Origin of the sequence: Formosimonas limnophila (assembly GCF_014652675.1) — a bacterium.
GTDB classification, from domain to species: Bacteria; Pseudomonadota; Gammaproteobacteria; order Burkholderiales; family Burkholderiaceae; genus Hydromonas; species Hydromonas limnophila.
Genome location: NZ_BMZG01000004.1, coordinates 114,670 through 136,341, shown reverse-complemented (window position 1 = coordinate 136,341; position 21,672 = coordinate 114,670). Strand labels below are relative to the sequence as shown.

At 48.0% G+C, this 21,672-nt stretch carries 16 protein-coding genes and 1 tRNA gene; 7 read left to right on the top strand and 10 right to left on the bottom strand.

Annotated elements, in window-relative coordinates; all coding sequences use genetic code 11:
- Window positions 1-302: 302 nt before the first annotated feature.
- Window positions 303-378 (bottom strand) — tRNA-Arg (locus IE082_RS04695).
- Window positions 379-540: 162 nt separating this feature from the next.
- On the opposite strand from IE082_RS04695, the gene IE082_RS04690 reads away from it, so the two are divergent.
- Both IE082_RS04690 and IE082_RS04685 read left to right on the top strand, forming a co-directional pair.
- Window positions 541-1,755, top strand: coding sequence for a UbiH/UbiF family hydroxylase (locus tag IE082_RS04690; protein WP_189492306.1), 1,215 nt, complete (start codon window positions 541-543; stop codon window positions 1,753-1,755).
- A 61-nt stretch (window positions 1,756-1,816) separates the two neighbouring features.
- Window positions 1,817-2,614, top strand: a complete 798-nt coding sequence (locus IE082_RS04685; protein ID WP_189492303.1) for a DsbC family protein — start codon at window positions 1,817-1,819, stop codon at window positions 2,612-2,614.
- A gap of 63 nt (window positions 2,615-2,677) precedes the next feature.
- Here the strand turns inward: IE082_RS04685 and IE082_RS04680 are convergent, their stop codons facing one another.
- The 6 genes from IE082_RS04680 to xylB form a co-directional block, all read right to left on the bottom strand.
- Window positions 2,678-3,727, bottom strand: a complete 1,050-nt coding sequence (locus tag IE082_RS04680; protein WP_189492300.1) for an aldose epimerase family protein — start codon at window positions 3,725-3,727, stop codon at window positions 2,678-2,680.
- A 110-nt stretch (window positions 3,728-3,837) separates the two neighbouring features.
- A complete protein-coding gene (gene mmsB, locus IE082_RS04675) occupies window positions 3,838-4,986 on the bottom strand; it encodes a multiple monosaccharide ABC transporter permease (protein WP_229809723.1) in 1,149 nt (382 codons plus the stop codon).
- A 74-nt stretch (window positions 4,987-5,060) separates the two neighbouring features.
- Complete coding sequence (locus tag IE082_RS04670) at window positions 5,061-6,581, bottom strand: ATP-binding cassette domain-containing protein (protein ID WP_189492298.1); 1,521 nt, start codon at window positions 6,579-6,581, stop codon at window positions 5,061-5,063.
- 250 nt (window positions 6,582-6,831) lie between these two features.
- Window positions 6,832-7,974 (bottom strand): substrate-binding domain-containing protein, encoded by a 1,143-nt coding sequence (locus tag IE082_RS04665; protein WP_189492294.1) that lies wholly within the window; start codon window positions 7,972-7,974, stop codon window positions 6,832-6,834.
- Window positions 7,975-8,180: 206 nt separating this feature from the next.
- A complete protein-coding gene (xylA, locus tag IE082_RS04660; RefSeq protein WP_189492291.1) occupies window positions 8,181-9,494 on the bottom strand; it encodes a xylose isomerase in 1,314 nt (437 codons plus the stop codon).
- A 284-nt stretch (window positions 9,495-9,778) separates the two neighbouring features.
- A complete protein-coding gene (gene xylB / locus IE082_RS04655; protein ID WP_189492288.1) occupies window positions 9,779-11,230 on the bottom strand; it encodes a xylulokinase in 1,452 nt (483 codons plus the stop codon).
- Between the two features lie 270 nt (window positions 11,231-11,500).
- On the opposite strand from xylB, the gene IE082_RS04650 reads away from it, so the two are divergent.
- Complete coding sequence (locus IE082_RS04650) at window positions 11,501-12,721, top strand: ROK family transcriptional regulator (RefSeq protein ID WP_189492285.1); 1,221 nt, start codon at window positions 11,501-11,503, stop codon at window positions 12,719-12,721.
- A gap of 61 nt (window positions 12,722-12,782) precedes the next feature.
- On the opposite strand, the gene can is transcribed toward IE082_RS04650, so the two are convergent.
- Window positions 12,783-13,466, bottom strand: coding sequence for a carbonate dehydratase (can, locus tag IE082_RS04645; protein ID WP_229809722.1), 684 nt, complete (start codon window positions 13,464-13,466; stop codon window positions 12,783-12,785).
- Between the two features lie 300 nt (window positions 13,467-13,766).
- Between can and katG the strand changes: the two genes are divergently transcribed.
- A complete protein-coding gene (katG, locus tag IE082_RS04640) occupies window positions 13,767-15,977 on the top strand; it encodes a catalase/peroxidase HPI (protein ID WP_189492282.1) in 2,211 nt (736 codons plus the stop codon).
- A gap of 397 nt (window positions 15,978-16,374) precedes the next feature.
- The gene (locus tag IE082_RS04635; RefSeq protein ID WP_189492279.1) at window positions 16,375-17,661 is read left to right on the top strand and encodes a M48 family metallopeptidase; all 1,287 of its coding nucleotides are present in this window, start codon (window positions 16,375-16,377) and stop codon (window positions 17,659-17,661) included.
- Between the two features lie 94 nt (window positions 17,662-17,755).
- Here IE082_RS04635 and IE082_RS04630 read toward each other — a convergent pair whose 3' ends face one another.
- On the bottom strand, window positions 17,756-19,252 hold the full coding sequence (locus IE082_RS04630; protein WP_189492276.1) for a helicase HerA-like C-terminal domain-containing protein: 1,497 nt from the start codon (window positions 19,250-19,252) through the stop codon (window positions 17,756-17,758).
- Between the two features lie 123 nt (window positions 19,253-19,375).
- Between IE082_RS04630 and IE082_RS04625 the strand changes: the two genes are divergently transcribed.
- Complete coding sequence (locus IE082_RS04625; RefSeq protein WP_189492273.1) at window positions 19,376-20,104, top strand: YebC/PmpR family DNA-binding transcriptional regulator; 729 nt, start codon at window positions 19,376-19,378, stop codon at window positions 20,102-20,104.
- 107 nt (window positions 20,105-20,211) lie between these two features.
- Here the strand turns inward: IE082_RS04625 and IE082_RS04620 are convergent, their stop codons facing one another.
- Window positions 20,212-20,706, bottom strand: coding sequence for a YbaK/EbsC family protein (locus IE082_RS04620; RefSeq protein ID WP_189492271.1), 495 nt, complete (start codon window positions 20,704-20,706; stop codon window positions 20,212-20,214).
- A 149-nt stretch (window positions 20,707-20,855) separates the two neighbouring features.
- Between IE082_RS04620 and IE082_RS04615 the strand changes: the two genes are divergently transcribed.
- Window positions 20,856-21,599 carry a beta-ketoacyl-ACP reductase gene (locus IE082_RS04615; RefSeq protein WP_189492268.1) on the top strand — a complete coding sequence of 248 codons (744 nt, stop codon included), beginning with the start codon at window positions 20,856-20,858 and terminating at the stop codon, window positions 21,597-21,599.
- The last annotated feature ends 73 nt before the right edge of the window (window positions 21,600-21,672 follow it).

Sequence of the window (21,672 nt, the reverse complement as noted above, 5' to 3'; positions counted from 1 at the left end):
GTAAACGAGATTTTACAAAACGCTCATTAAGAAAGCAAAGTATGCACCTGAGTTGACCACTTAAACACCATGTACGCCTTAAGTCGTAAACCAAGAAAAAAATACAACACAACTCTTGACATTCTTAAATTGTGCCCATCATACATTATTTTTTTTGGAAATTGAGTTTTAATTGTATCAGCTTTGTGTTATGAGAAACACAGCGGCTATTTTTTGCCCAAAAAACCACACTTGTATTTATTCTGAGCAACGTTGTTTTCATAAGCCAATGAGATCTAATGTGTGTGCATCAATGCATTTTTTGGCGCGCTCGACTGGAATCGAACCAGTGACCCTTGGCTTCGGAGGCCAATACTCTATCCACTGAGCTACGAGCGCGGCGTTTTTAATTTTACATTAGACCGTCATGATACCGTGTTTGATGCGCCTGTGTCTATGTGGTTTGACCGCTTATAGAAGAACAGAGGAATAAAGCATGACATTGGTACAACATAAGCTCGCTCATTCTTTATAATGTGGATAATCACTTTAATTTTTATCATGACACAAAACCATTTTGACATCATCGTTGTGGGCGGCGGCATTGCAGGCAGTGCCAGTGCTTTAGGTTTGGCTCAGCTGGGTTACTCAGTGGCGCACATGAACCCCAAACCAACCACCACACATCCGAACGACACATGGGACTCACGTATTTATGCGTTGTCACAGTCAAGCGTGGCACTGCTAAAACGGCTGCATGTTTGGGATGCTTTAGACACCAGCCGCATTTGCCCTGTCTCTGACATGCGTGTGATGGGAGATATAAACGATGATGATGTTTTGCGCGGTTCTTTGCATTTATCAGCTTATAGCTCGGCTTTGCCTGAGTTGGCATGGATTGTTGAGCAGCGTCATATTCAAACCATTTTAGATCAGGCATTGAGATTCACGCCAAATGTTCAGCGTTTTGATGCCACCGCAACTGAATTGATCATAACAGATTCAGAGGTTCGCTTATCAACAAGCAACGAAGCTCTGCAAGCGAGTTTGATTGTTGGTGCTGATGGCGCGAACTCATGGGTGAGGCAATCATTGGGTATTGAAACAGAAGTTTTTGATTACCAGCGTTTTGGCGTGGTGGCGAACTTTTCCATCAGCCAGCCACACCACAACACAGCTTATCAATGGTTCTTAAGTGATGGTGAAGTATTGGCTCTTTTGCCATTACCAAATCAAATGGTCTCAATGGTTTATTCATGCACCAAGGCTCACGCTGATATTTGGTGCAACGCTCCAAGTGATGCGCTCTCCGCGCATATAGGCCAACTATCCTCTCACACACTTGGCTCTTTGACAGCACTAAGCCGAGCGCAGAGCTTTCCACTCAAACGGCAACGCGCTCAGCATTTAGTCAGCCAACGAGCCTTATTAATCAGTGATGCCGCACACACGATGCACCCACTGGCTGGACAAGGGCTCAATCTGGGCTTGCAGGATTTGACATCGCTATTAGACACACTACTCGAAAGCCAAGCGTCAGAGCCACATCGCAGCATTGATGACCCAGTCCTGCTGCGTCGTTATGAGCGCGCATGCGCCACACCGACTTTTGAAATGCAAAGTGTGACGCATGCCTTACAGCGTTTGTTTGCATCACACCATCCAATTATTCGTCATGCTCGCAATATGGGCATGAATGTGCTGGACATCATCCCACCACTCAAACGACGTTTGATTCAACAAGCCATGGGTCACGCGCCCACTGAGTTCAAATAACTGGTTATAATACCGCATGTTTTCTACACCTCCCACACACACCGTACATACAGAGAGCTCTATGGCAAAAACCACTTGGTTCAAATCACTTACTGGCGCAGCCATTGTTGCACTGGGTTTAGCGACAGGTCTATCCATCAACGCACAGGCGAAGTCAGAAGTCGTAAGCATTTCAGCCATACAATCACCGAACACCAACGGTGCTGAGGCTTCAATAAAAAAAACATTCGAGCTTAAATTTGAAAAAAGCCAAGTCAAACAAGTTACCAAAATGCCATTTGGTGATCTGTACGAAATCGTTTTGGACACCAATGAAATCGTCTACACCAACGCAGCCACCGAATTCATCATGATTGGCCAAATCATTGACAGCACAGACATGCGCAACTTAACCAGCGCACGAGCAGACGAGCTGGCCACGATTGACTTTAAATCATTACCACTCAAACAAGCATTCACACTGGTTAAGGGCAGTGGTTCTCGACACATCGCGATTTTTGAAGACCCCAACTGCGGTTACTGCAAGGTGTTTCGCAAAACATTGGAGAACGTTGACAACATCACCATACACACCTTTGCTATTGATATTCTCGGCTCAAACTCGACCGAGAAAGCACGCGCACTCCTGTGTACAGCAGACCCAGCTCACGCATGGGATGAATGGATGTTACACAACAAAACCCCGACACCCAAAGCAGGCTGTGACAGCACTGAGCGTTTAGAAAAAAACAGAGCACTGGCCATGAAACTTGGCATCAGCGGCACACCGACTATTTTCTTCCAAAACGGCAAACGTGCACCAGGCGCCTTGCCAGCAAATGAGTTTAATGCGCTCTTGCAAAAAAACAGCCAACCTTGAAGCCAGCAACCAACTAAAAAGCCGCCATATTCATTGTATGGCGGCTTTTTTATACCTTCCAACTTATAACGCATCAAATGCAAAAACCGTAACTGTCACTGCAGAAGTGGTTGGGTACTGAGCAGCAGGATGATCACCATTCGAGCCAACAATATGAGGCAACAGTTGCGTCTCAATGCACAGCGCATCATGCGTCACCCCCACTGCACCGTGACGCAACAGTTCTCCTGCCGAATAATTATGTGCATAAAGTACAACGCAAGGCCTGTCCGTCCAGACGCGCAAACGGCGGCCACTGACCGCATCATAAAGCACTACTGAAGGCTCAGCAGACGCCGTATCCTTTAACACAAAATAATGATCAATCCCAGCGGCCAATCGCAACCGTGGGTCTTGCGAATCCAGAGCCAAACGCAAAGGCTTCAAATCTCTAAAATCAAAATCCGTGCCAGACACAGACCAGACACCTCCCGTCACCAAGAGCGCTTCGCTCATTTCACACACCTCATCTGCAGCCACTTGCAACTGATGCTCATGGACTGTACGCGATGCATTACCTGACAGGTTAAAGTAAGCATGGTTTGTGGGATTACACAATGTGGCTTCGGTATTGCTGCTTTCATAGCGTATGGTTAGTTCGCTATTTTCAGTAAGGCTATACGTCACGCGAAGATCAAGCTGGCTTGGGTAATCATTTTCCCCTGCCAAACTACGATAAAAAAATGTGACAGCATTCTCAACCTCATGGACCGACTCTACTTGCCATAACTGCTGCCACATCGCACCTGAACCACCATGTAAATGATGATTGCCAAATGCTGCCTGCGTGGGCAACTGATACGCCTGTCCTGCCAATCGAAAACGGCCATAAGGTATGCGACCAGCGACGCGACCAATCGTGCTACCAAAAAATGGGGCATTCGCTTCATAAGCGTCCCAATCGCGATGAGCGAGCGTGACACTTTGCACAGAACCATCACGATCAGGCGTAGAAATATCGACCAAAGTTGCACCCCAATTCATGAGCTCAACCACCATACCTTGCTGATTGGTCAAGGTCAAGTGTGCCACCTGATAAGCACCTATCTCAACGGTTTTTTGTGCGATAGCCATAGAGAAAAATCCTATAAAAAAGCCTTCATCACATCGATGAAGGCCTAAACATGAAACAGAGAAAAACACATGCCCAAAATATGAAAACACTTGTGGGCAATCGTAGTTTGTTAGGACGACTTCTTATTGTTGTACAAATCATACCAAACCGCGACCAGCAAAACGAGGCCTTTGACCACATATTGAAACTCAGGGCCAAGGTTCATCAATGACATACCATTATTAATCACGCCCATGACAAGACCGCCAATGATGGAGCCAATAATTGTCCCCACACCACCCGTCGCACTGGCACCACCAACGAACACCGCAGAAATGGCATCCAACTCAAACATGTTACCCGCAGCAGGTGTGGCTTGATTCATATAAGCAGTAAAAATCACGCCAGCGAATGCCGCCAAAACGCCCATGATGGTGAATACGTACAACTCAGTCCGTTCGGCATTGATGCCTGAGAGTTTCGCAGCTTTGGCATTGCCACCAATCGCATAAATGTTGCGACCAAACACCGTGTTGTTCATGACATAAGTCAAAAACACCACCAATGCACCAATAATCACAATGATGATGGGCACGCCACGGTCCATCGAGAACTTGTAAAACACCCACATGATGACTGCACTGATGAACAAATTCTTTAAAGCAAACAATGGCATAGGCAAAATATCAAAGCCGAGCTTGGTGCGTTTTTGACGACGACGTAAATCAAACAACACCATCAGCACCACAACCGCAATACCGACAAGCAACGCCAATAATTTTGCATCGATAAAACCAGGTTCAACAAACCCTGTGGTAATGACTTTGAAACTGTCATTGGTCAAACCAATCGGTTGCAAATCTGTGAACAAATACGTTGCACCGCGCCAGCCCAGCATCCCTGCCAATGTCACAATAAAGGCGGGCACTTTAAGATAAGCAATCCAGTACCCCTGAAAAGCTCCAATCAGCGCACCCGCAAACAAAGACACCAGCAAGGCCACAATCAAACTGCCACCAGCCAAGTTATAGGCCCATGCGGCAATCGCCCCTGTCAGAGCAACCACCGAGCCAACCGATAAGTCAATTTTCCCAATAATGATGACCATCACCATACCAATTGCGAGAATCAAGATATAACTGTTTTGAATCACCAGATTGGTGATATTACGCGGCATGAAGTTCACAAAATCGGTCAAAAACCCGAACACAGCAAAGATTAAAATCAACACAGCATACATCGAGAAATGCTTTTGATTTTGTTTGAGAATTTGTAGCATGATTGTCTCCAGACAGGTTTCTTTTACGTTTTTTCTTGCTTAATAAAAAGATAAGGCATACCAAACACTTCTTATTACGCCACAGCCAGTTTCATGATGGCTTCTTGACTCGCGTCTTTGGTCGCCATTTCGCCCTTGATGCGGCCTTTGTCCATGACGTACACACGGTCCGTCATACCCAACACCTCAGGCAGCTCGCTCGATATCATAATAATGGCATTGCCCTGCGCGACGAAGTCATTCATGATTTTGTAGATTTCGTTCTTCGCACCCACGTCAATGCCGCGTGTTGGCTCGTCGATAATCAATAATTTCGGTTTAGCCATCAAGCAACGAGCCAAAACGACTTTTTGCTGATTACCACCGCTTAAGTTACCGACAATTTGGTCAAGGTGTGGCGTTTTGATGCGCATGGCGACACGCATGGCATCGGCTTGACGAAACTCCTCTGCATCATCCACCACACCAAACTTATTAGACAATAAAGGTAACGACGAGTAAGACGCATTGTTTTTGATCGTTTGAATCAAGACCAAGCCCAAATCTTTGCGATCTTCTGATACATAAATCATGCCATTGGCAATGGCTTCTTTGGCACTTCTAAAATCCACTTTTTTGCCATCAAACTCGACATCTCCCACCACATCAGGACTGAGTGAGCGACCAAAAATCGACAGCATCAATTCAGTACGACCAGAACCAACCAGCCCTGCCAAACCGACAATTTCACCCGCCTTAACTTCCATCTGCGCATTATTAATGATGGTTCTGTCAGCGAAAATCGGGTGCTTGACCGTGTAATTAGATAGTTTGAGCATGGTCTGGCCAATGTTCGGCGTGCGGCTCGGATACATAGACGTCAACTCGCGACCAACCATCCCCTTGACGATGTAGTTCACATCGATCTGCTTCTCATGCAAGTTGATGTACTCAATGGTTTCACCGTCTCGAATGATGGTGATTTCATCGGCAATTGACATGACTTCGTTGAGTTTGTGCGAAATCATGATGATGGTCACGCCTTCTTTCTTGAGGTTTTTCAATAACTCAAGCAAATTCGCACTGTCTTCTTCATTCAATGATGAGGTTGGCTCATCAAGAATGAGTACTTTGGCATTTTTCGAGAGGGCTTTTGCGATTTCAATCAATTGCTGCTTCGCCACGGACAACTTGTTGACAGGTGTGGCCAAGTCTTCGGTGATACCGACTTTGGCCAAGACCTCACGCGCGTCAATATACGTCTGATCCCAGTCAATCAGCCAGCCTTTTTTGCGCTCATTACCCAAAAATAAATTCTCATAGATGGAGAGATAGGGCGATAACGCCAACTCTTGGTGAATGATGACAATACCTGCTTTTTCACTTTCACGAATATTTTGGAATTTGCATTCTTGGCCATTATAAAAAACTTGACCCTCGTAGCTACCGTGAGGATACACACCGCTGATGACCTTCATCATGGTTGATTTGCCTGCGCCGTTTTCGCCAACGATGAAATGAATGTTCGCTCTGGTGACATGCACATCGACTTTATCGAGTGCCACCACAGAGCCGAATGTTTTTCGCAAACCTTTGATGTCTAAAATGGTATCCATCTCAAACCTTTTGTCTCATATCAGCTGTGGTGCACTTTGCCACAACTGTTTGTTTTTTATAATTTTTCGTAGAGATGCGGTTTATCGAGCCTGTCGGCAAACCCGATAAACCGCATCTCAGCGATCTCGCTCAACACATCTGTGAGCATCAACCGTCGCACTTTGTGTTGTGAATGACGTTCAATCCAGCAAAGCACGACGGGCACGACAAAACATTTGAGCCGTATCAATCAATGCGGCTCACAACAACTTACTTAGTGCCTTTTGCTACTTGGTCAGCTGTGTAGAAACCGCTTTCCACCATTTCTTTGGTGGCATTGGCTTTGTTCACACCAACTGGTTCGAGCAAGTACGAAGTCACGACTTTTTTACCTGTATTGTAAGTAGTGGTGTCTTCTTTGTGTTTGCCAGACAAAGCTGGTTTGCCACCTTTGACCAGTGAGTCAGCGACTTCTGCAGCGGCTTTAGCGAGGTTGCGCGTGTCTTTAAACACAGTCATGCCTTGCTTGCCTTCGATAATCCACTTAACAGAGAGCAACTCACCGTCTTGACCAGTAACAAACGGCAATGTTTTGTATTTGCCATCTTGCTCTAACGCGCCAATGATGGCACGAGCCAATGTGTCATTCGGTGACAATACCGCGTCCAACTGAACCGCTTTACAATCGCCTGTCAACAATGTTTCCATGCGGGCTTTGGCCTTCTCAGCAACCCAGCCTTCAGTAGTGGTTTTTGGCCATGCAGCATCTTTTGAACCGTCAGGTGCAGGGCCGCAAGCTTTGAGCGCACCGCTGGCAACGTATGGCTTGAGGACATCCCAAGCACCGTCGTAGAAGAAACGAGCGTTGTTGTCAGTGGCAGCACCAGAGAACAAAGTGATATTTTTGCCTTTGGCTTTGTCCAAATCTAATGCAGCTTTGATCGCTTCACCTTGGATGGTACCGACTTTGTAGTTATCAAAGGTCACATAGTAATCATAAGCGTCTGTACCCGTAATCAAACGGTCATAAGCAATGACTTGAATGCCTGCTTTTTTGGCAGACTCAACTGCTTGGGCAGCAGCTTCTGAAACTGAACCAACTATGATGACTTTGGCACCTTTGGTGATGAAGTCTTCGATTTGTTTGTTTTGCTTTGATTGATCACCATCAGCTGAAGCGACTTCAACTTTGTAGCCTTTGGCTTCAAGTTCTTTCTTCATAAACGCCGCATCACCAGGCCAGCGTTCTACGTGGGTTTCTGGAATGGCAATACCAATCAAACCACCTGCTGACGCGGCTGGTTTGCCTGCATCGGCTTTTTGCGCGTCTTTTGGCTCTTCAGCAGGCTTATTGCACGCAGCCAAACCAACAGCTGCCGCTATCACCGCCATCAATAAAATACTTTTTTTCATGTTCGTCTCCTGGGTTTTAAATGAACGTTTTTGTGTATTAAAAACGCTTTGCGTATTAAGCAATAAAAATGACTTGCTTGTCAATATTAATTGTTTAAAAAAACAAATTTGCTGGTTGGTTTTTTCTGCACTCAAAACCAACTAGCAAACAACCTACAGCAAGCTGACAAATTACCACACTAAACGACTCGCCAGCCTAATGATGCTCACACAAAGCGATTCACGAGATTCTCAAGATACTCTTGTCGGCCAGACACAGGCAGCACATCCGTGTTGTTTGCCAAAACCTGATCTGCAAGCGCATCCAAGCCCACTTTACCCGCCATGATGTCTTGCGCCCATGTCTGACCCCAGCCAGCATAGCGTTCAGAAATGGCTTGCTCCATGCGGCTATCCGAGATCATTTTTTCCGCTGCGAGTAAGGCACGAGCGCACACATCCATACCACCCACATGGCCGTGGAATAAATCTGCCGCGTCAATCGACTGGCGACGCACTTTGGCATCAAAGTTGCAACCACCCGTCTTAAAGCCGCCCGCTTGCATGATGTAGTACATCGTCAAGGCAAGCTCAGGGACGTTGTTCGGGAACTGATCCGTGTCCCAACCCAATTGATAATCACCACGATTCATATCCAAACTACCAAAAATGCCGAGTGCCAAAGCTGTCGCCACTTCGTGTTCAAAGCTGTGGCCTGACAATGTGGCATGGTTCGCTTCGATGTTCACTTGGATTTCTTTCTCCAAACCAGCACGAGCCAATAAGCCATAAACAGTGGCTGTGTCAAAGTCGTATTGGTGTTTTGATGGCTCACGTGGTTTCGGTTCAATCAAAATCGCGCCTTTAAAACCTATTTTGTATTTGTACTCAACCACCATGTTGAGAAAGCGTCCCATTTGGTCAAGCTCATGTCCTATATTCGTGTTCAGCAAAGACTCATAACCTTCACGGCCTCCCCACAACACGTAGTTTTCACCACCGAGCTGATGCGTCGCGTCCATCGCGTCGCGCACTTGTGCGGCAGCCATGGCAAATAACTCAGGGTTCGGATTGGTCGCTGCGCCCGACATGAAACGGCGGTGACTGAACAGATTCGCTGTGCCCCAGAGCAACTTCATCCCTGTGCGCTCTTGATGCGCCGCGAGCTTTTCAACCATGTGTTTGAAGTTATGGTGACTCTCACGCGGATCAGCGCCTTCTGGTGCGACATCGCGGTCATGAAAGCAATAGTACGGCACGGTTAATTTGGTAAAAAAATCAAACGCCGCATCGGCTTTTTGCTCTGCCAGTTGCAATGGCGTACCACCCGCAAACCAAGGCCGCTCAAATGTACCGCCACCAAACGGGTCCAAGCCATTCCAGCAAAATGTGTGCCAGTAGCACGCTGCAAAACGCAGATGTTCTTTCATGGTTTTGCCCAGTACAACTTGGTCTGCGTTGTAATAACGAAATGCCAGTGGATTTTCGCTGTTTAAACCCTCAAATTGAATGGGGGCGATGTCTTTAAAATAGTCACTCATGCTTGTCTCCAAAAGTACCCAAAACTGGGCGGTTAGTCATCTTGCTCGGCAAAGCCTCACAAAAACAGGTAAAACCCCCATCCAATATTCTTAGGGGAAAAATATCAATCAAGGAAATACGAAAAAAGTAAAAACCTACTTTTTTCGTGCTTAGAGTTAGAAATTTTTCTAGGGAAACCCTGAAAAAATTTTCAACAAAATCAAAAAGATAAGCAGAACCAGCTTTTTCAGAAAGTACAGATTGGTTCGTAAAACTTTATAAACCAGACTTATTCCATTTTGTCTCAACTTTGAAACAAAGGCTTGACGGTCTGATACAGCAACTTAAATTTTTCGTAGCGTGCCGCCAAACCCTCAACCAACACAGGTTCAAAACTCTGAGCAATCGGCGGTTTGGTGCACACAGCCACCTCACTCAAACCATCGGCCAACGCCCCCAATCGAGCGGCACCAAGCGCACCACCTGCCTCCGAGCCAACATGCGTGTGAATGCGCACTTGCAAGGCATTGGCCAACAACTGCGCCCAGTAAGCACTGCGCGAGCCACCGCCCACCAGCGATAAGTCATGTACCTGTGTACCCGCTGCACGCAACGCATTCATGCCATCAAGCAGGCCAAACGCCACCCCTTCAATCACCGCGTAGGCCAAATGGGCTCGCGATGTCTCATGGGTCAATCCAAAAAACACACCTTGTGCGTATGGGTCATTATGTGGCGTGCGTTCGCCTGACAAATAGGGCAAAAAGAGCGGAGCAGTCATGACATCATCCAATAAAACCACTTCTGCCAACAAGTCAGCCTCTTTCACCCCAACTGTCTGACAAATCCAATGTAAACCACTGGCTGCCGACAGCATGACACTCATCTGATGCCAACGATTAGGCAAGGCATGACAAAAAGCATGAACCGCCGCCTGTGGGTTTGGGCGATATTGATCATTCACCACAAACAACACCCCCGATGTGCCCAATGAAATAAAGCCATCACCTGCAGCTACCGCCCCAATGCCGACAGCACTGGCCGCGTTATCACCGCCACCACCCGCCACTTTGACCTCATCAGACAACCCAAGTTGGGCAGCTACCGCAGAGGACAGATTGGCCGACACCGCACTGCCCTCAACCAGTCGCGGCATATGGGCGCGGGTCAGTCCTGTGGCGGCAAGCAGCTCATCCGACCAATCACGTTTTGCCACGTCCAACCACAGTGTCCCCGCCGCATCGGACATGTCAGAGACAAACGCTCCTGTGAGTCGAAAGCGAATGTAATCTTTGGGCAACAAAACGGTGCGTGTTGCGGCAAAAACCTCAGGCTCATGCTTTGCCACCCACAGCAGCTTGGGTGCAGTAAAGCCAGGCATGGCCAAATTGCCCGCAACGTCATATAAATTAGGGACTTTTTCTGTCAACTCGATGCACTCCGCATGACTGCGCACATCGTTCCACAAAATCGCAGGGCGCAAAACTTGCTGGTGCTCATCGAGCAGCACGGCTCCGTGCATCTGACCAGACAGACCAATGGCTTTGGTTTGCGCATATTCCTCAGGCTTTTGGTCACGCAAGCCAGCCAATGCCGCAAGCGTCGCAGCCCACCAGTCTTCTGGGTTCTGCTCTGACCACATGGGATGCGGGCGAGAAATCGTCAATGGTGAACCAGATGTGGCCAATGGCACACCAACCGCACTCATCAGTAATGCTTTGACCTCTGATGTGCCAAAGTCGAGTCCTATATACATGGTTGTCTCCAAATCAAATAATTGGTTTTTTTAGAACACTAATTAAGCTGTGGCGATTATAGTGCAAAATTTCTGAGCCACCAGCAAGATAATTAGTAAATTAGGTCAGAAACTGCACAAAATACAAAATAAAAAATTCACCTAAACAACAAATTATCATAGAATCTGAGGCAAGCTTTGATGCATCAACCAATTCGCACAAGATTTTGCCCCTCTCGCTATTCGATTTAACCCGCCTCAAAACCTTTTGGTAGAACCTCAGGAACACACATGGCTTTCACCAGCAATCACAGCGACCTCAAACAAATCAATCGCTTGGCCGTAATTAACTTGGTCAAAACTCAGCCCGGCATCTCGCGTGCCGACTTGGCCAAACGCACAGGACTGAACAAATCCACCATCGGCAAAATTGTCCAAGAGCTGCTCGATGAACACTGGTTACAAGAAGATCACACCCCCACCCCGCTCAACGGCGCTGGCCGTCGCCCCACAGGTTTAACCCTAAATGGCCATGTGCTGGCATTACTCGGTGCGGAAATAGGCGTGGATTACATCACGGTTTTGGCTTGTTCTATCACGGGCGAGACGCTGTTTAATGCCACCCTACCTTATCAGCATGGCAACATGGAGGCGTCCATTGACCAATTGATTGAGCTACTCGAGCACGCTTGGCGCATCATGGATACGATGAACCACGAGGTTCTGGGGCTGGGTATCGCTGTTCCGGGCTTGGTCAATGCCTTAGACGAAAAAATCATTGCACTACCAAATCTGAATTGGCATGATGTCTCGATGATTCAGCTATTGCGCGAGCGATTCGTCAGCAAAAACCTACCCACCATCCCTGTCACCATCCTCAATGACGCCAACGCCGCCGCACTATCCGAATTCGTGTTCGGTCACACCCAGTACCGACGCAGCGCGTTGGTACATTTGACATTGGGGATTGGTGTGGGGGCAGGCATCATCACAGAGAAAGGCTTGTATCGTGGCTTTAACGGCTGGGCAGGTGAAATCGGGCATTCAATATTGCAACCTGTGAACGGCCTGCGTTGTGCTTGTGGTCAGTACGGCTGTGTTGAAACACTCGTCTCGCAGCGTGCTTTAAGCCATGCTGTCACAGGTGATAGGCAAATGCTCTCGATTGACGCCTTGCAACGTCGCCTCGCCAAAGATGATGAAAAGGTCAAGCAAGGCTTAAACGCCGTCGGCCATTATTTAGGCATTGTGCTGCGCAATGTCGCCAACATCCTCAACCCAGAAACCATCGTACTGGGCGGCCCAATGAGCCAATTTGGTCAACACCTCATAGACCCGACCATCCAAAGCTTTAAAGCTCACACAGGCCGAAATCATATTTTACCCAACATCCAACTGTGCGAATTCGGCCACAATGCTGCCGCGCTCGGTGCCGCCGCCGCGATTTTGAGTCAACATGTCGAACCAACAGGAACACCGACCCATTTGACGCATCAAGGTTTGTTGCGTTAATTCAATACACAAAAAAGGCGATAATCATCGCCTTTTTTGCTTTTATCCACCCCGAAGCGCATCACGTCTGATGGCTCATCAACCCCAGTACCTGCTCGTACTGTGCCACCAGCTCATCAATGCTGTTTACCTCTAAGCCGATGGGTCGGATCAAGCCGTCTCTTAGATTGTAAACCCAGCTATGGATTGTCAAGGATTGGCCACGTTCCCACGCATCCTGCACAACCGTGCTGTGGCTGGCATTGAGCACTTGTTCCAATACATTGAGCTCACACAAGCGATTGTGTTTTAAGTCAGATTCAAGCACTTGACTGAGCAAATTGGCGTACTTGATTTTGGTGTCATGAATGTGACGAAGCCAATTATCAGCCAAACCCACACGGTGGTTATCCAACACGCTTTTTACACCGCCGCAGCCATAATGACCGCACACAATAATGTGCTTGACCTGCAAAATATCCACAGCGAACTGCATCGCCGCCAAACAATTCAAGTCGCTATGAACAATCAAATTGGCCACGTTTCGATGGACAAACACCTCACCAGGTTGTAGGCCAATCAGTTCATTTGCAGGCACACGCGAATCAGCGCAGCCAATCCACATGTATTCAGGCGCTTGTTGTTGCGCCAAGGATTCAAAAAAATGCTCGTCGATGGCCCTCGTCCGCTCAGACCACATGCGATTATTGTCCAGCAGATGTTTTAAGGCAGCTCGGGGCAACCGAGGAGGGTTGAGGTTTTTCACTGAGGCATCCTTTTCGAAGATGGGGCTGCACAGCCCCTGAATCTGACAATGGCAAAATCACCGCCCGAATTCTATCACACACCACAAAAAGCCAAAGAGCGTACAGTAAAGACCATATGAAAAGAACCAGACATTCAGATAACCATTTGTTTTTTTAAGAATTTTCACTTGAAAGATATTTAAAACATAATGATAGATTTTAACAATAAATGATATAAATTAATACATTTAGACTATTTTTTAATTCACGCTTATAATCAGTTCCAAACCACCTAAAAACACAACCACAAGGAGAACTTCATGAATACTGAAAGCAAATGCCCTTTCCATGCCACTGCTGGTGCACGCGCTGTCCAAGGCACGCAGTCGAACAAAGACTGGTGGCCCAATCAGCTCAATCTCAACATACTGCACCAACATGCCCCAGCCTCTAATCCCATGGATGCCGACTTTGACTACAAACAGGCTTTTTTAGCGCTGGACTACGACGCTCTCAAAAAAGATTTGCACACATTAATGACCGACTCGCAGGATTGGTGGCCAGCAGACTGGGGACACTACGGCGGATTATTCATCCGCATGGCGTGGCATAGTGCAGGCACATATCGCACCGCAGATGGTCGGGGCGGCGCAAGCACTGGCAATCAGCGTTTTGCCCCGCTCAACAGCTGGCCTGACAATGGCAACTTAGACAAAGCACGTCGCCTACTCTGGCCAATCAAACAAAAATATGGCAATGCCATCTCGTGGGCAGACCTCATGATTTTGGCTGGCAATGTCGCCCTCGAATCCATGGGCTTCAAAACGTTCGGGTTCGGAGGTGGGCGCACCGATATTTGGCAACCTGAAGAAGATGTGTACTGGGGGGCAGAAAAAGAATGGCTGGCCACCAGCGACAAACCACACAGCCGTTACAGCGGTGAGCGTAACCTTGAAAACCCACTGGCAGCCGTGCAAATGGGCCTGATTTACGTCAATCCAGAAGGCCCTGATGGTAACCCTGACCCCGTCGCCTCAGGACGAGATGTCCGTGAAACATTTGCCCGTATGGCAATGAATGACGAAGAAACAGTCGCGCTCATCGCAGGTGGTCACACATTCGGTAAAGCCCACGGCGCAGGCGACCCGTCATTGGTCGGTCCAGAACCTGAAGCCGCGCCGTTAGAGGCGCAAGGCTTTGGCTGGATAAATGCCTTCGGCAGCGGTAAAGGCGTGCACACCACCACCAGCGGTATTGAAGGCGCGTGGAAACCCAATCCCACCCAATGGGACAACGGCTACTTCGACATGCTGTTTGGCTACGAGTGGGCGCTGACCAAAAGCCCAGCAGGTGCGCATCAATGGGTTGCCAAAGACTGCAAACCAGAACACCTGATTCCTGATGCACACGACCCATCTAAAAAACACCCGCCGATGATGACCACCGCCGATTTGTCGCTGCGTTTTGACCCGATTTATGAGCCAATTTCGCGTCGCTTTCATCAAAACCCAGCCGAGTTCGCCGATGCATTCGCACGCGCTTGGTTTAAGTTGACCCACCGCGACATGGGGCCAAAATCTTTGTACTTGGGTAAAGAAGTGCCAAAAGAAGATTTGATTTGGCAAGACCCGATTCCAACGGTCAATCATCCATTGATTGATGCACAAGACATCGCCGCACTCAAAGCCGATATTTTAAGCAGTGGTTTAAGCACTCAAGAGTTGGTATCAACCGCTTGGGCATCGGCATCGACATTCAGAGGTTCCGACAAACGTGGCGGTGCAAACGGCGCACGTATTCGCCTCGCCCCACAAAAAGACTGGGCTGCGAACCAGCCAGAGCAATTGGTCAAGGTTTTGAGCACATTAGAAAACATCCAAACCACATTCAATCAGAATGCGGGAGGTGGCAAAAAGGTCTCCTTGGCCGACTTAATCGTTTTGGCAGGCAGTGCCGCGATTGAAAAAGCGGCTAGCTTAGCAGGACACACGGTAGATGTGCCATTCGCTGCTGGCCGCATGGATGCCACGGCAGAGCAGACTGATGTCGAGTCATTTGAAATGATGGAGCCACAAGCAGATGGTTTTCGCAATTACCAAAAGGCCACCTACCGCGTACCTGCCGAGCAACTGCTGATTGATAAAGCGCAGCTACTCACACTCAGCGCTCCTGAAATGACGGTTTTGATTGGTGGTTTGCGTGTTTTGGGCGTCACTGCCGCTGATGCACCACATGGCGTTTTGACACATCATGTAGGACAATTGTCCAACGACTTTTTCACTCACTTATTGGACATGAATGTGGTGTGGCAGCCAACGTCTGCCGATGCGCAAGTATTCGAAGCACGCCATCGCCAAACTGGGGCAACGCAATGGACAGCCACTCGCGTCGATTTGGTATTCGGCTCTAACTCACAACTGCGTGCGTTGAGCGAGGTCTACGCGCAAGCAGACAACCAAGGTAAATTCATCCGTGACTTTGTTGCGGCTTGGGTCAAGGTAATGAATCTTGATCGCTTTGATTTGTCGTGAGTTGATGTGTTTTGACTTTAAAAAAGCCGAGCGATAACGCTTGGCTTTTTAAATTTTATTAGCCCAGTTAACACTACCAATAACTTGGCATGAAACTCACGCAAACCCAATACAAGCAAATTGCTGCGCATCCATATAGATGCCGTCAGCATAGACAGTACCTAAGCCCTATAGTCAAAGCGCATAGCGTTACGCTTTAAACCAAGGTAGCTTTAGCCATGCCGCAACGCAATTTCAAAAGACCAAAGGTATGTTCAACTGTACAGCACATCCATCCCAATAAGACCGATGAAAACGTAACTTTTTTCTCAATTTTTACAACTGAAAGGAACAAACATTGACACATAGAATTTTATCCAATGATGAAATTAGTACATGCCGCCACCATAAGGGGCGAATGATTTTTAATATTTGCTCTGCTATTATCGCGGTTTTGGTAAGTATAATTGTCGTAGTATTTATCACCAAGCCCTTTTTAAATGAGGAGTTGCCACGATTAAGCGTAGAACTTTATTTGTCCTCGTTTGATGAAAACACGCAGGTGCCCGAAGCCGATAAAGTCAATCTACTCCATGGGCAGTGGGCTATTAAGAATGACTCCAGTAAACAAACACTCATCCTATCTGAGAATGGAAATGCCAGTTCTACCAATAATAACAATGAACTGTCCGAACGTTACATCCATTGGAAAGTGGTCGATAATTTTTTAATCATGACAAAACTATCGCCACAAATAGGCAAAGTTACCGAAGAGGCGTGGCTGATTAAGCAACAAAAACCCAATCAGATCACTATTTTATTTAACAACCAATTGCTTGTAGCCGATAGAGATCTGCAGAACTCTATCACCGAGCTATTGCCTATCTTGACAAACGATAAGGACGATGGCTTTATTCTGTCCTTTTTAATAGATAAAGCCAATATTATGATGGCTTTCTGTGGCATTGTTGGTTTTTTGATTCTATGTTACATAGCGCAATATATGACTTACCTATCTACTCAGGTTCGCAGCATTCAAATCACGAAGGAGCAGTTCCCTCGTGCCTACGCTATTTTCGAGGAAATGGCTAGAACCATGGGGATGACAACGATTCCTGAGTTTTATTTAGCTAATGGTAATGGTGTTTATAACGCCTATGCTTCATGTGTTTCTGGCTATAGAAAATTTGCATGCATACACGCTGAGATTTTATACGCTTTTGAAGTTGGCGGAGATGAACAAGCTTTTCGAACTGTCATGGCACATGAATTAGGACACATAAAGTTAGGACATACGGGCTTTTGGGCAACCTGTATGAGTTTGCTTTTTTCTTTGCCCGGCATAAATTTACTCGCTAAAGCTTGGGGACGTGCATTCGAGTATGAAGCAGACCGAATGGCTTTACACTTTGTTAAAGGTGAAGATGCGGCGAAAAGTATGCTCATGCTGTACAGCAGTGCGTTCGTTTACAAACAGATCAATGTTCAAGAATATCGAGAAAAAAGTAAACGCTATGAACAAATGGGTTTGATGTTTAACAATATCACGTCCTCACACCCGATTGGTCCTTGGCGAATTGATGCTTTGTGTAATCACTGCCAAGGTGGACTGTTCCACCACAAAATAGAACCACAAGGAACACCTGCTAGTGAACAAAACAAAAAGTTGTTTGCTATTAACAAATCAATATCACGAAGCTCATAAAAGCTTGATTCTTTTGGGACACAAAAAACAAAACGCCATTTGATCCAGTCAAGTGGCGTTTGTTTATAAACTGCATCATGCTTTATAAAGATGACTATCGCTTACCACCAAACAAGCTACCCAGCACGCCACGGACAATGGTTCGCCCCAAATTCGTACCCATGCTGCGCAGTGTGCTTTTTGCCACTGATTCGAGCAAGGTATCGTTGCGCGATGCACGTTTGGTACTTCCTCCACCAAGCAAGCCACCCAGCGAACCCAGCAATCCGCCATCTTCCTCTGCCTTCTTCGCTTCGGCTTCTTCCAGTTCGGCGGCTTGCGTGCGCGCCTGCAGCTTCTCGTAAGCGGACTCTGAATCCACCGCTTCGTCATAGACCCCAGCCACAATGGAGTTTTTGATCAATGTTGCGCGCTCAGCCTCTGTCGCTGGACCAAGGCGTGATTCTGGAGGAATCATAAACACGCGCTGCGTGACATTCGGGCGGCCTTTTTCGTCCAAAGTGGAAACCAGCGCCTCGCCAACGCCCAGCTCAGTGATGGCAGCGCCAATGTCCAAATCTGGATTTTCGCGCATCGTCGTCGCAGCGACTTGTACTGCTTTTTGATCACGCGGCGTAAATGCGCGCAATGCGTGTTGTACACGATTACCAAGTTGCCCTAAAACCGTATCAGGAATATCAATCGGGTTTTGCGTAACAAAATAAACACCGACACCTTTAGAACGAATCAGACGCACGACTTGCTCGATTTTTTCGAGTAATACTTTCGGCGCGTCATTAAACAACAAATGCGCTTCGTCAAAGAAAAAGACGAATTTCGGCTTATCCACATCACCGACCTCGGGTAAGTTTTCAAACAACTCAGACAACATCCACAGGAGGAAAGCGCCATAAACACGCGGAGAGTTCATGAGTTTGTCCGCGGCGAGGATATTCACTACACCTTTGCCACCCACAGTTTGCATCATGTCTGCGATGTTGAGCATCGGTTCGCCAAAAAACGCTCCAGCACCCTGCTCCTCAATCGCGAGCAAACCACGCTGCACTGCGCCGATGGATGCGGCGGAGACATTGCCGTACTCTGTGGTGAATGTTTTGGCGTTTTCACCTACGTATTGCAACATCGCGCGTAAGTCTTTTAGGTCAAGCAATAACATGCCGTTGTCATCGGCAATGCGAAACACCATGTTGAGCACGCCTGTTTGTGTGTCGTTTAAATCCAGCATGCGCGAGAGCAGCAAAGGCCCCATGTCGCTGATGGTTGCACGCACGGGATGGCCTTTTTCGCCGAAGACGTCCCAGAGCGTCGTGGGTGCGCCCTGCCAGTCAAGCTCAGGCAGACCCAAGTCTTTTAAACGGGCTTTGACTTTCTCGTTATCGCCACCTACTTGTGAAATCCCCGCCAAGTCGCCTTTGACATCGGCCATAAACACAGGAACGCCGAGATTCACGAAGTGCTGCGCCAACGCTTGCAAACTGACGGTTTTACCCGTGCCTGTTGCACCTGTAATCAAGCCATGGCGATTACCCATTTGCGGTAAAAAATTCACCTCAATCGTCGATGATTTACCCAGTAAAATCGGCTCAGCCATGCGATACTCCTTGCGAATGCGCACTGGTTTTAGAGACAGTGCGTGTGTTAAAATGTGCGCTGATTATAAACCAAAGCCAGTGCATAGTCTGCACAGGCTGCGCTTACTTTTTTCGAGGAATTTATGGCAGGACACAGCAAATGGGCCAATATCAAACACAAGAAGGCACGTGCCGACGCCACACGCGGTAAGGCTTGGACCCGCATCATCAAGGAGTTACAAGTCGCCGCCAAAACAGGCGGCGGTGATCCGACTGCCAATCCACGCCTGCGTCTGGCCATCGACAAAGCCAAGGGCGCGAACATGCCGAATGACAACATCAACCGCGCCGTTGCACGTGGCGCAGGTGCTGGCGAGGGTGAAGACTACGAAGAGATTCGCTACGAAGGCTACGGCATTGGCGGCGCAGCACTCATCATCGACTGCATGACCGACAACAAAACCCGCACCGTCGCTGACGTGCGCCACGCGCTATCCAAGCACGGCGGAAATCTCGGCACAGACGGCTCCGTGGCATTCATGTTTGACCACGTTGGCCAATTTTTGTTTTCCCCTGAAGTCTCCGAAGACACCATCATGAACATCGCCTTAGAAAACGGCGCATCTGATGTCATCACCGATGACGAGGGTCTCACCGAAGTGATCTGCGATCCCGCTGACTTTGAAACCCTCAAAAATGCTTTCGATACCGCAGGTTTAATCGCCGAGGAAGCCGACATCACCATGCGCGGCCAAACCGAAATCGAGCTGTCTGGCGACGATGCCATCCGAATGCAAAAAATCCTCGACAGACTCGAAGACTTGGACGACGTGCAAGAGGTTTATACCAATGCTGTGTTGGATATTGAGTAATCAGCAGCCATTCACGACACAAAAACGGCGAATACCATCGCCGTTTTTTATCGCCCATTTTGTAGACAATCAGGTTTTGAGGACTTTTACCGACAAAGCCCGCCACATCAAGTCACTACCTCTGCCTCGACCTCTTTCGCCACATCCACCCACTCACCTTGCGTTAAATGCGCGAGTTCATTCAATGACACGCGCACCGCACTGTTCACGCTCCCCGCTGCAGGCAGTAACTCATCAAACTGCTTTAAGCTTTCGTCTAAATAAATCTTCAACGACGAGGGCAAACCAAAGGGGCACACGCCACCCACTGGGTGACTGGTGACGGACAGCACCTCTTCGGCATTGAGCATTTTTGCTTTGCCACCCAAAGCGCGCTTGACCTTCGCATTATCCATCCGCGCCATTCCTCCCGCTACAATGAGCACAGGTTTTTTTGCACCACCATTATCCACCCAAAACGCCAGTGTCTTTGCAATCTGCGCAGGAGCAACACCGTGCACATCGGCAGCTGTTTGTACCGTGGGCGTCGGTGTATCAGTTTCGACGATGGTTAAATGAGGGGCACGCTTTGATAAATCATGGGTAACACTGGATAAACTCATGGCAACTCCTTATAGAGTGTTTTAAAGAAATTTCAATCCGCTTATTTTACATCTCGTTAACGTCGAAAATGCAGCACATGCATTAGGGACTGTGCTTTAATGTCGGTCGAAAGTCAGCAATTTTTATGACACAACCCATGAGGATATGTATGAAACGATTGAACGATAAAGTCGCCATCATCACAGGTGCGGCTCAGGGCATCGGTTTGGCCACGGCACGTAAGTTTGCCCTCGAAGGCGCCAAAGTTGTCTTGGTTGACCTGAACGAAACCAGCTTACTCAAAGCCCAAGCCGATTTAGCCGCCGAAAATCTCACCGCCGACATCGCCGTCGTCAATGTCACCAATCGCGCCCAAGTCGATGAACTCATCGTCAACGTCAAAGCCAAACACCACCGCATCGACATCCTCGTCAACAACGCAGGCATCACCCGCGACGCGCGCCTTATCAACATGACCGAAGAGCAATTCGACCAAGTCATCAGCGTGAACCTCAAAGCGGTATTTGCCTGTACCCAATCCGTTGCACCAACCATGCTCGAACAAGGCAGCGGTGTCATTCTCAATGCCTCCTCCGTCGTCGGTCTGTATGGCAATTTCGGCCAAACCAACTACGCCGCCAGTAAATACGGCGTGATCGGTTTCACCACCACATGGGCACGCGAACTCGGCCCGAAAGGCATTCGTGTCAATGCCGTTTGCCCTGGTTTCATCCAAACACCGATTTTGGACACCATCCCAGAAAAAGTCCTCGATGTCATGAAAGGCCAATGCTGGCAGCGTCGTTTGGGGCAACCCGAAGAAATCGCCAACGCCTATGCGTTTCTCGCATCCGATGAGGCCAGTTATATCAACGGCGTGGCTTTAGAAGTCTCAGGCGGTTTGTCAATTTAAACGCGATTGACTCTATCACAGTACATATCAAAAACACTTTGTTTCGACAAGGTGTTTTTTGCTTTGGGACTCT

Coding starts and splice junctions, on each gene's coding strand:
- mmsB (WP_229809723.1), bottom strand. CDS start 4,986: ATGCTACAAATTCTCAAACAAAATCAAAAGCATTTCTCGATGTATGCT.
- IE082_RS04685 (WP_189492303.1), top strand. CDS start 1,817: ATGGCAAAAACCACTTGGTTCAAATCACTTACTGGCGCAGCCATTGTT.
- IE082_RS04650 (WP_189492285.1), top strand. CDS start 11,501: ATGGCTTTCACCAGCAATCACAGCGACCTCAAACAAATCAATCGCTTG.
- IE082_RS04670 (WP_189492298.1), bottom strand. CDS start 6,581: ATGGATACCATTTTAGACATCAAAGGTTTGCGAAAAACATTCGGCTCT.
- xylA (WP_189492291.1), bottom strand. CDS start 9,494: ATGAGTGACTATTTTAAAGACATCGCCCCCATTCAATTTGAGGGTTTA.
- IE082_RS04665 (WP_189492294.1), bottom strand. CDS start 7,974: ATGAAAAAAAGTATTTTATTGATGGCGGTGATAGCGGCAGCTGTTGGT.
- IE082_RS04615 (WP_189492268.1), top strand. CDS start 20,856: ATGAAACGATTGAACGATAAAGTCGCCATCATCACAGGTGCGGCTCAG.
- IE082_RS04690 (WP_189492306.1), top strand. CDS start 541: ATGACACAAAACCATTTTGACATCATCGTTGTGGGCGGCGGCATTGCA.
- IE082_RS04620 (WP_189492271.1), bottom strand. CDS start 20,706: ATGAGTTTATCCAGTGTTACCCATGATTTATCAAAGCGTGCCCCTCAT.
- IE082_RS04635 (WP_189492279.1), top strand. CDS start 16,375: ATGATTTTTAATATTTGCTCTGCTATTATCGCGGTTTTGGTAAGTATA.
- IE082_RS04680 (WP_189492300.1), bottom strand. CDS start 3,727: ATGGCTATCGCACAAAAAACCGTTGAGATAGGTGCTTATCAGGTGGCA.
- katG (WP_189492282.1), top strand. CDS start 13,767: ATGAATACTGAAAGCAAATGCCCTTTCCATGCCACTGCTGGTGCACGC.
- IE082_RS04630 (WP_189492276.1), bottom strand. CDS start 19,252: ATGGCTGAGCCGATTTTACTGGGTAAATCATCGACGATTGAGGTGAAT.
- IE082_RS04625 (WP_189492273.1), top strand. CDS start 19,376: ATGGCAGGACACAGCAAATGGGCCAATATCAAACACAAGAAGGCACGT.
- xylB (WP_189492288.1), bottom strand. CDS start 11,230: ATGTATATAGGACTCGACTTTGGCACATCAGAGGTCAAAGCATTACTG.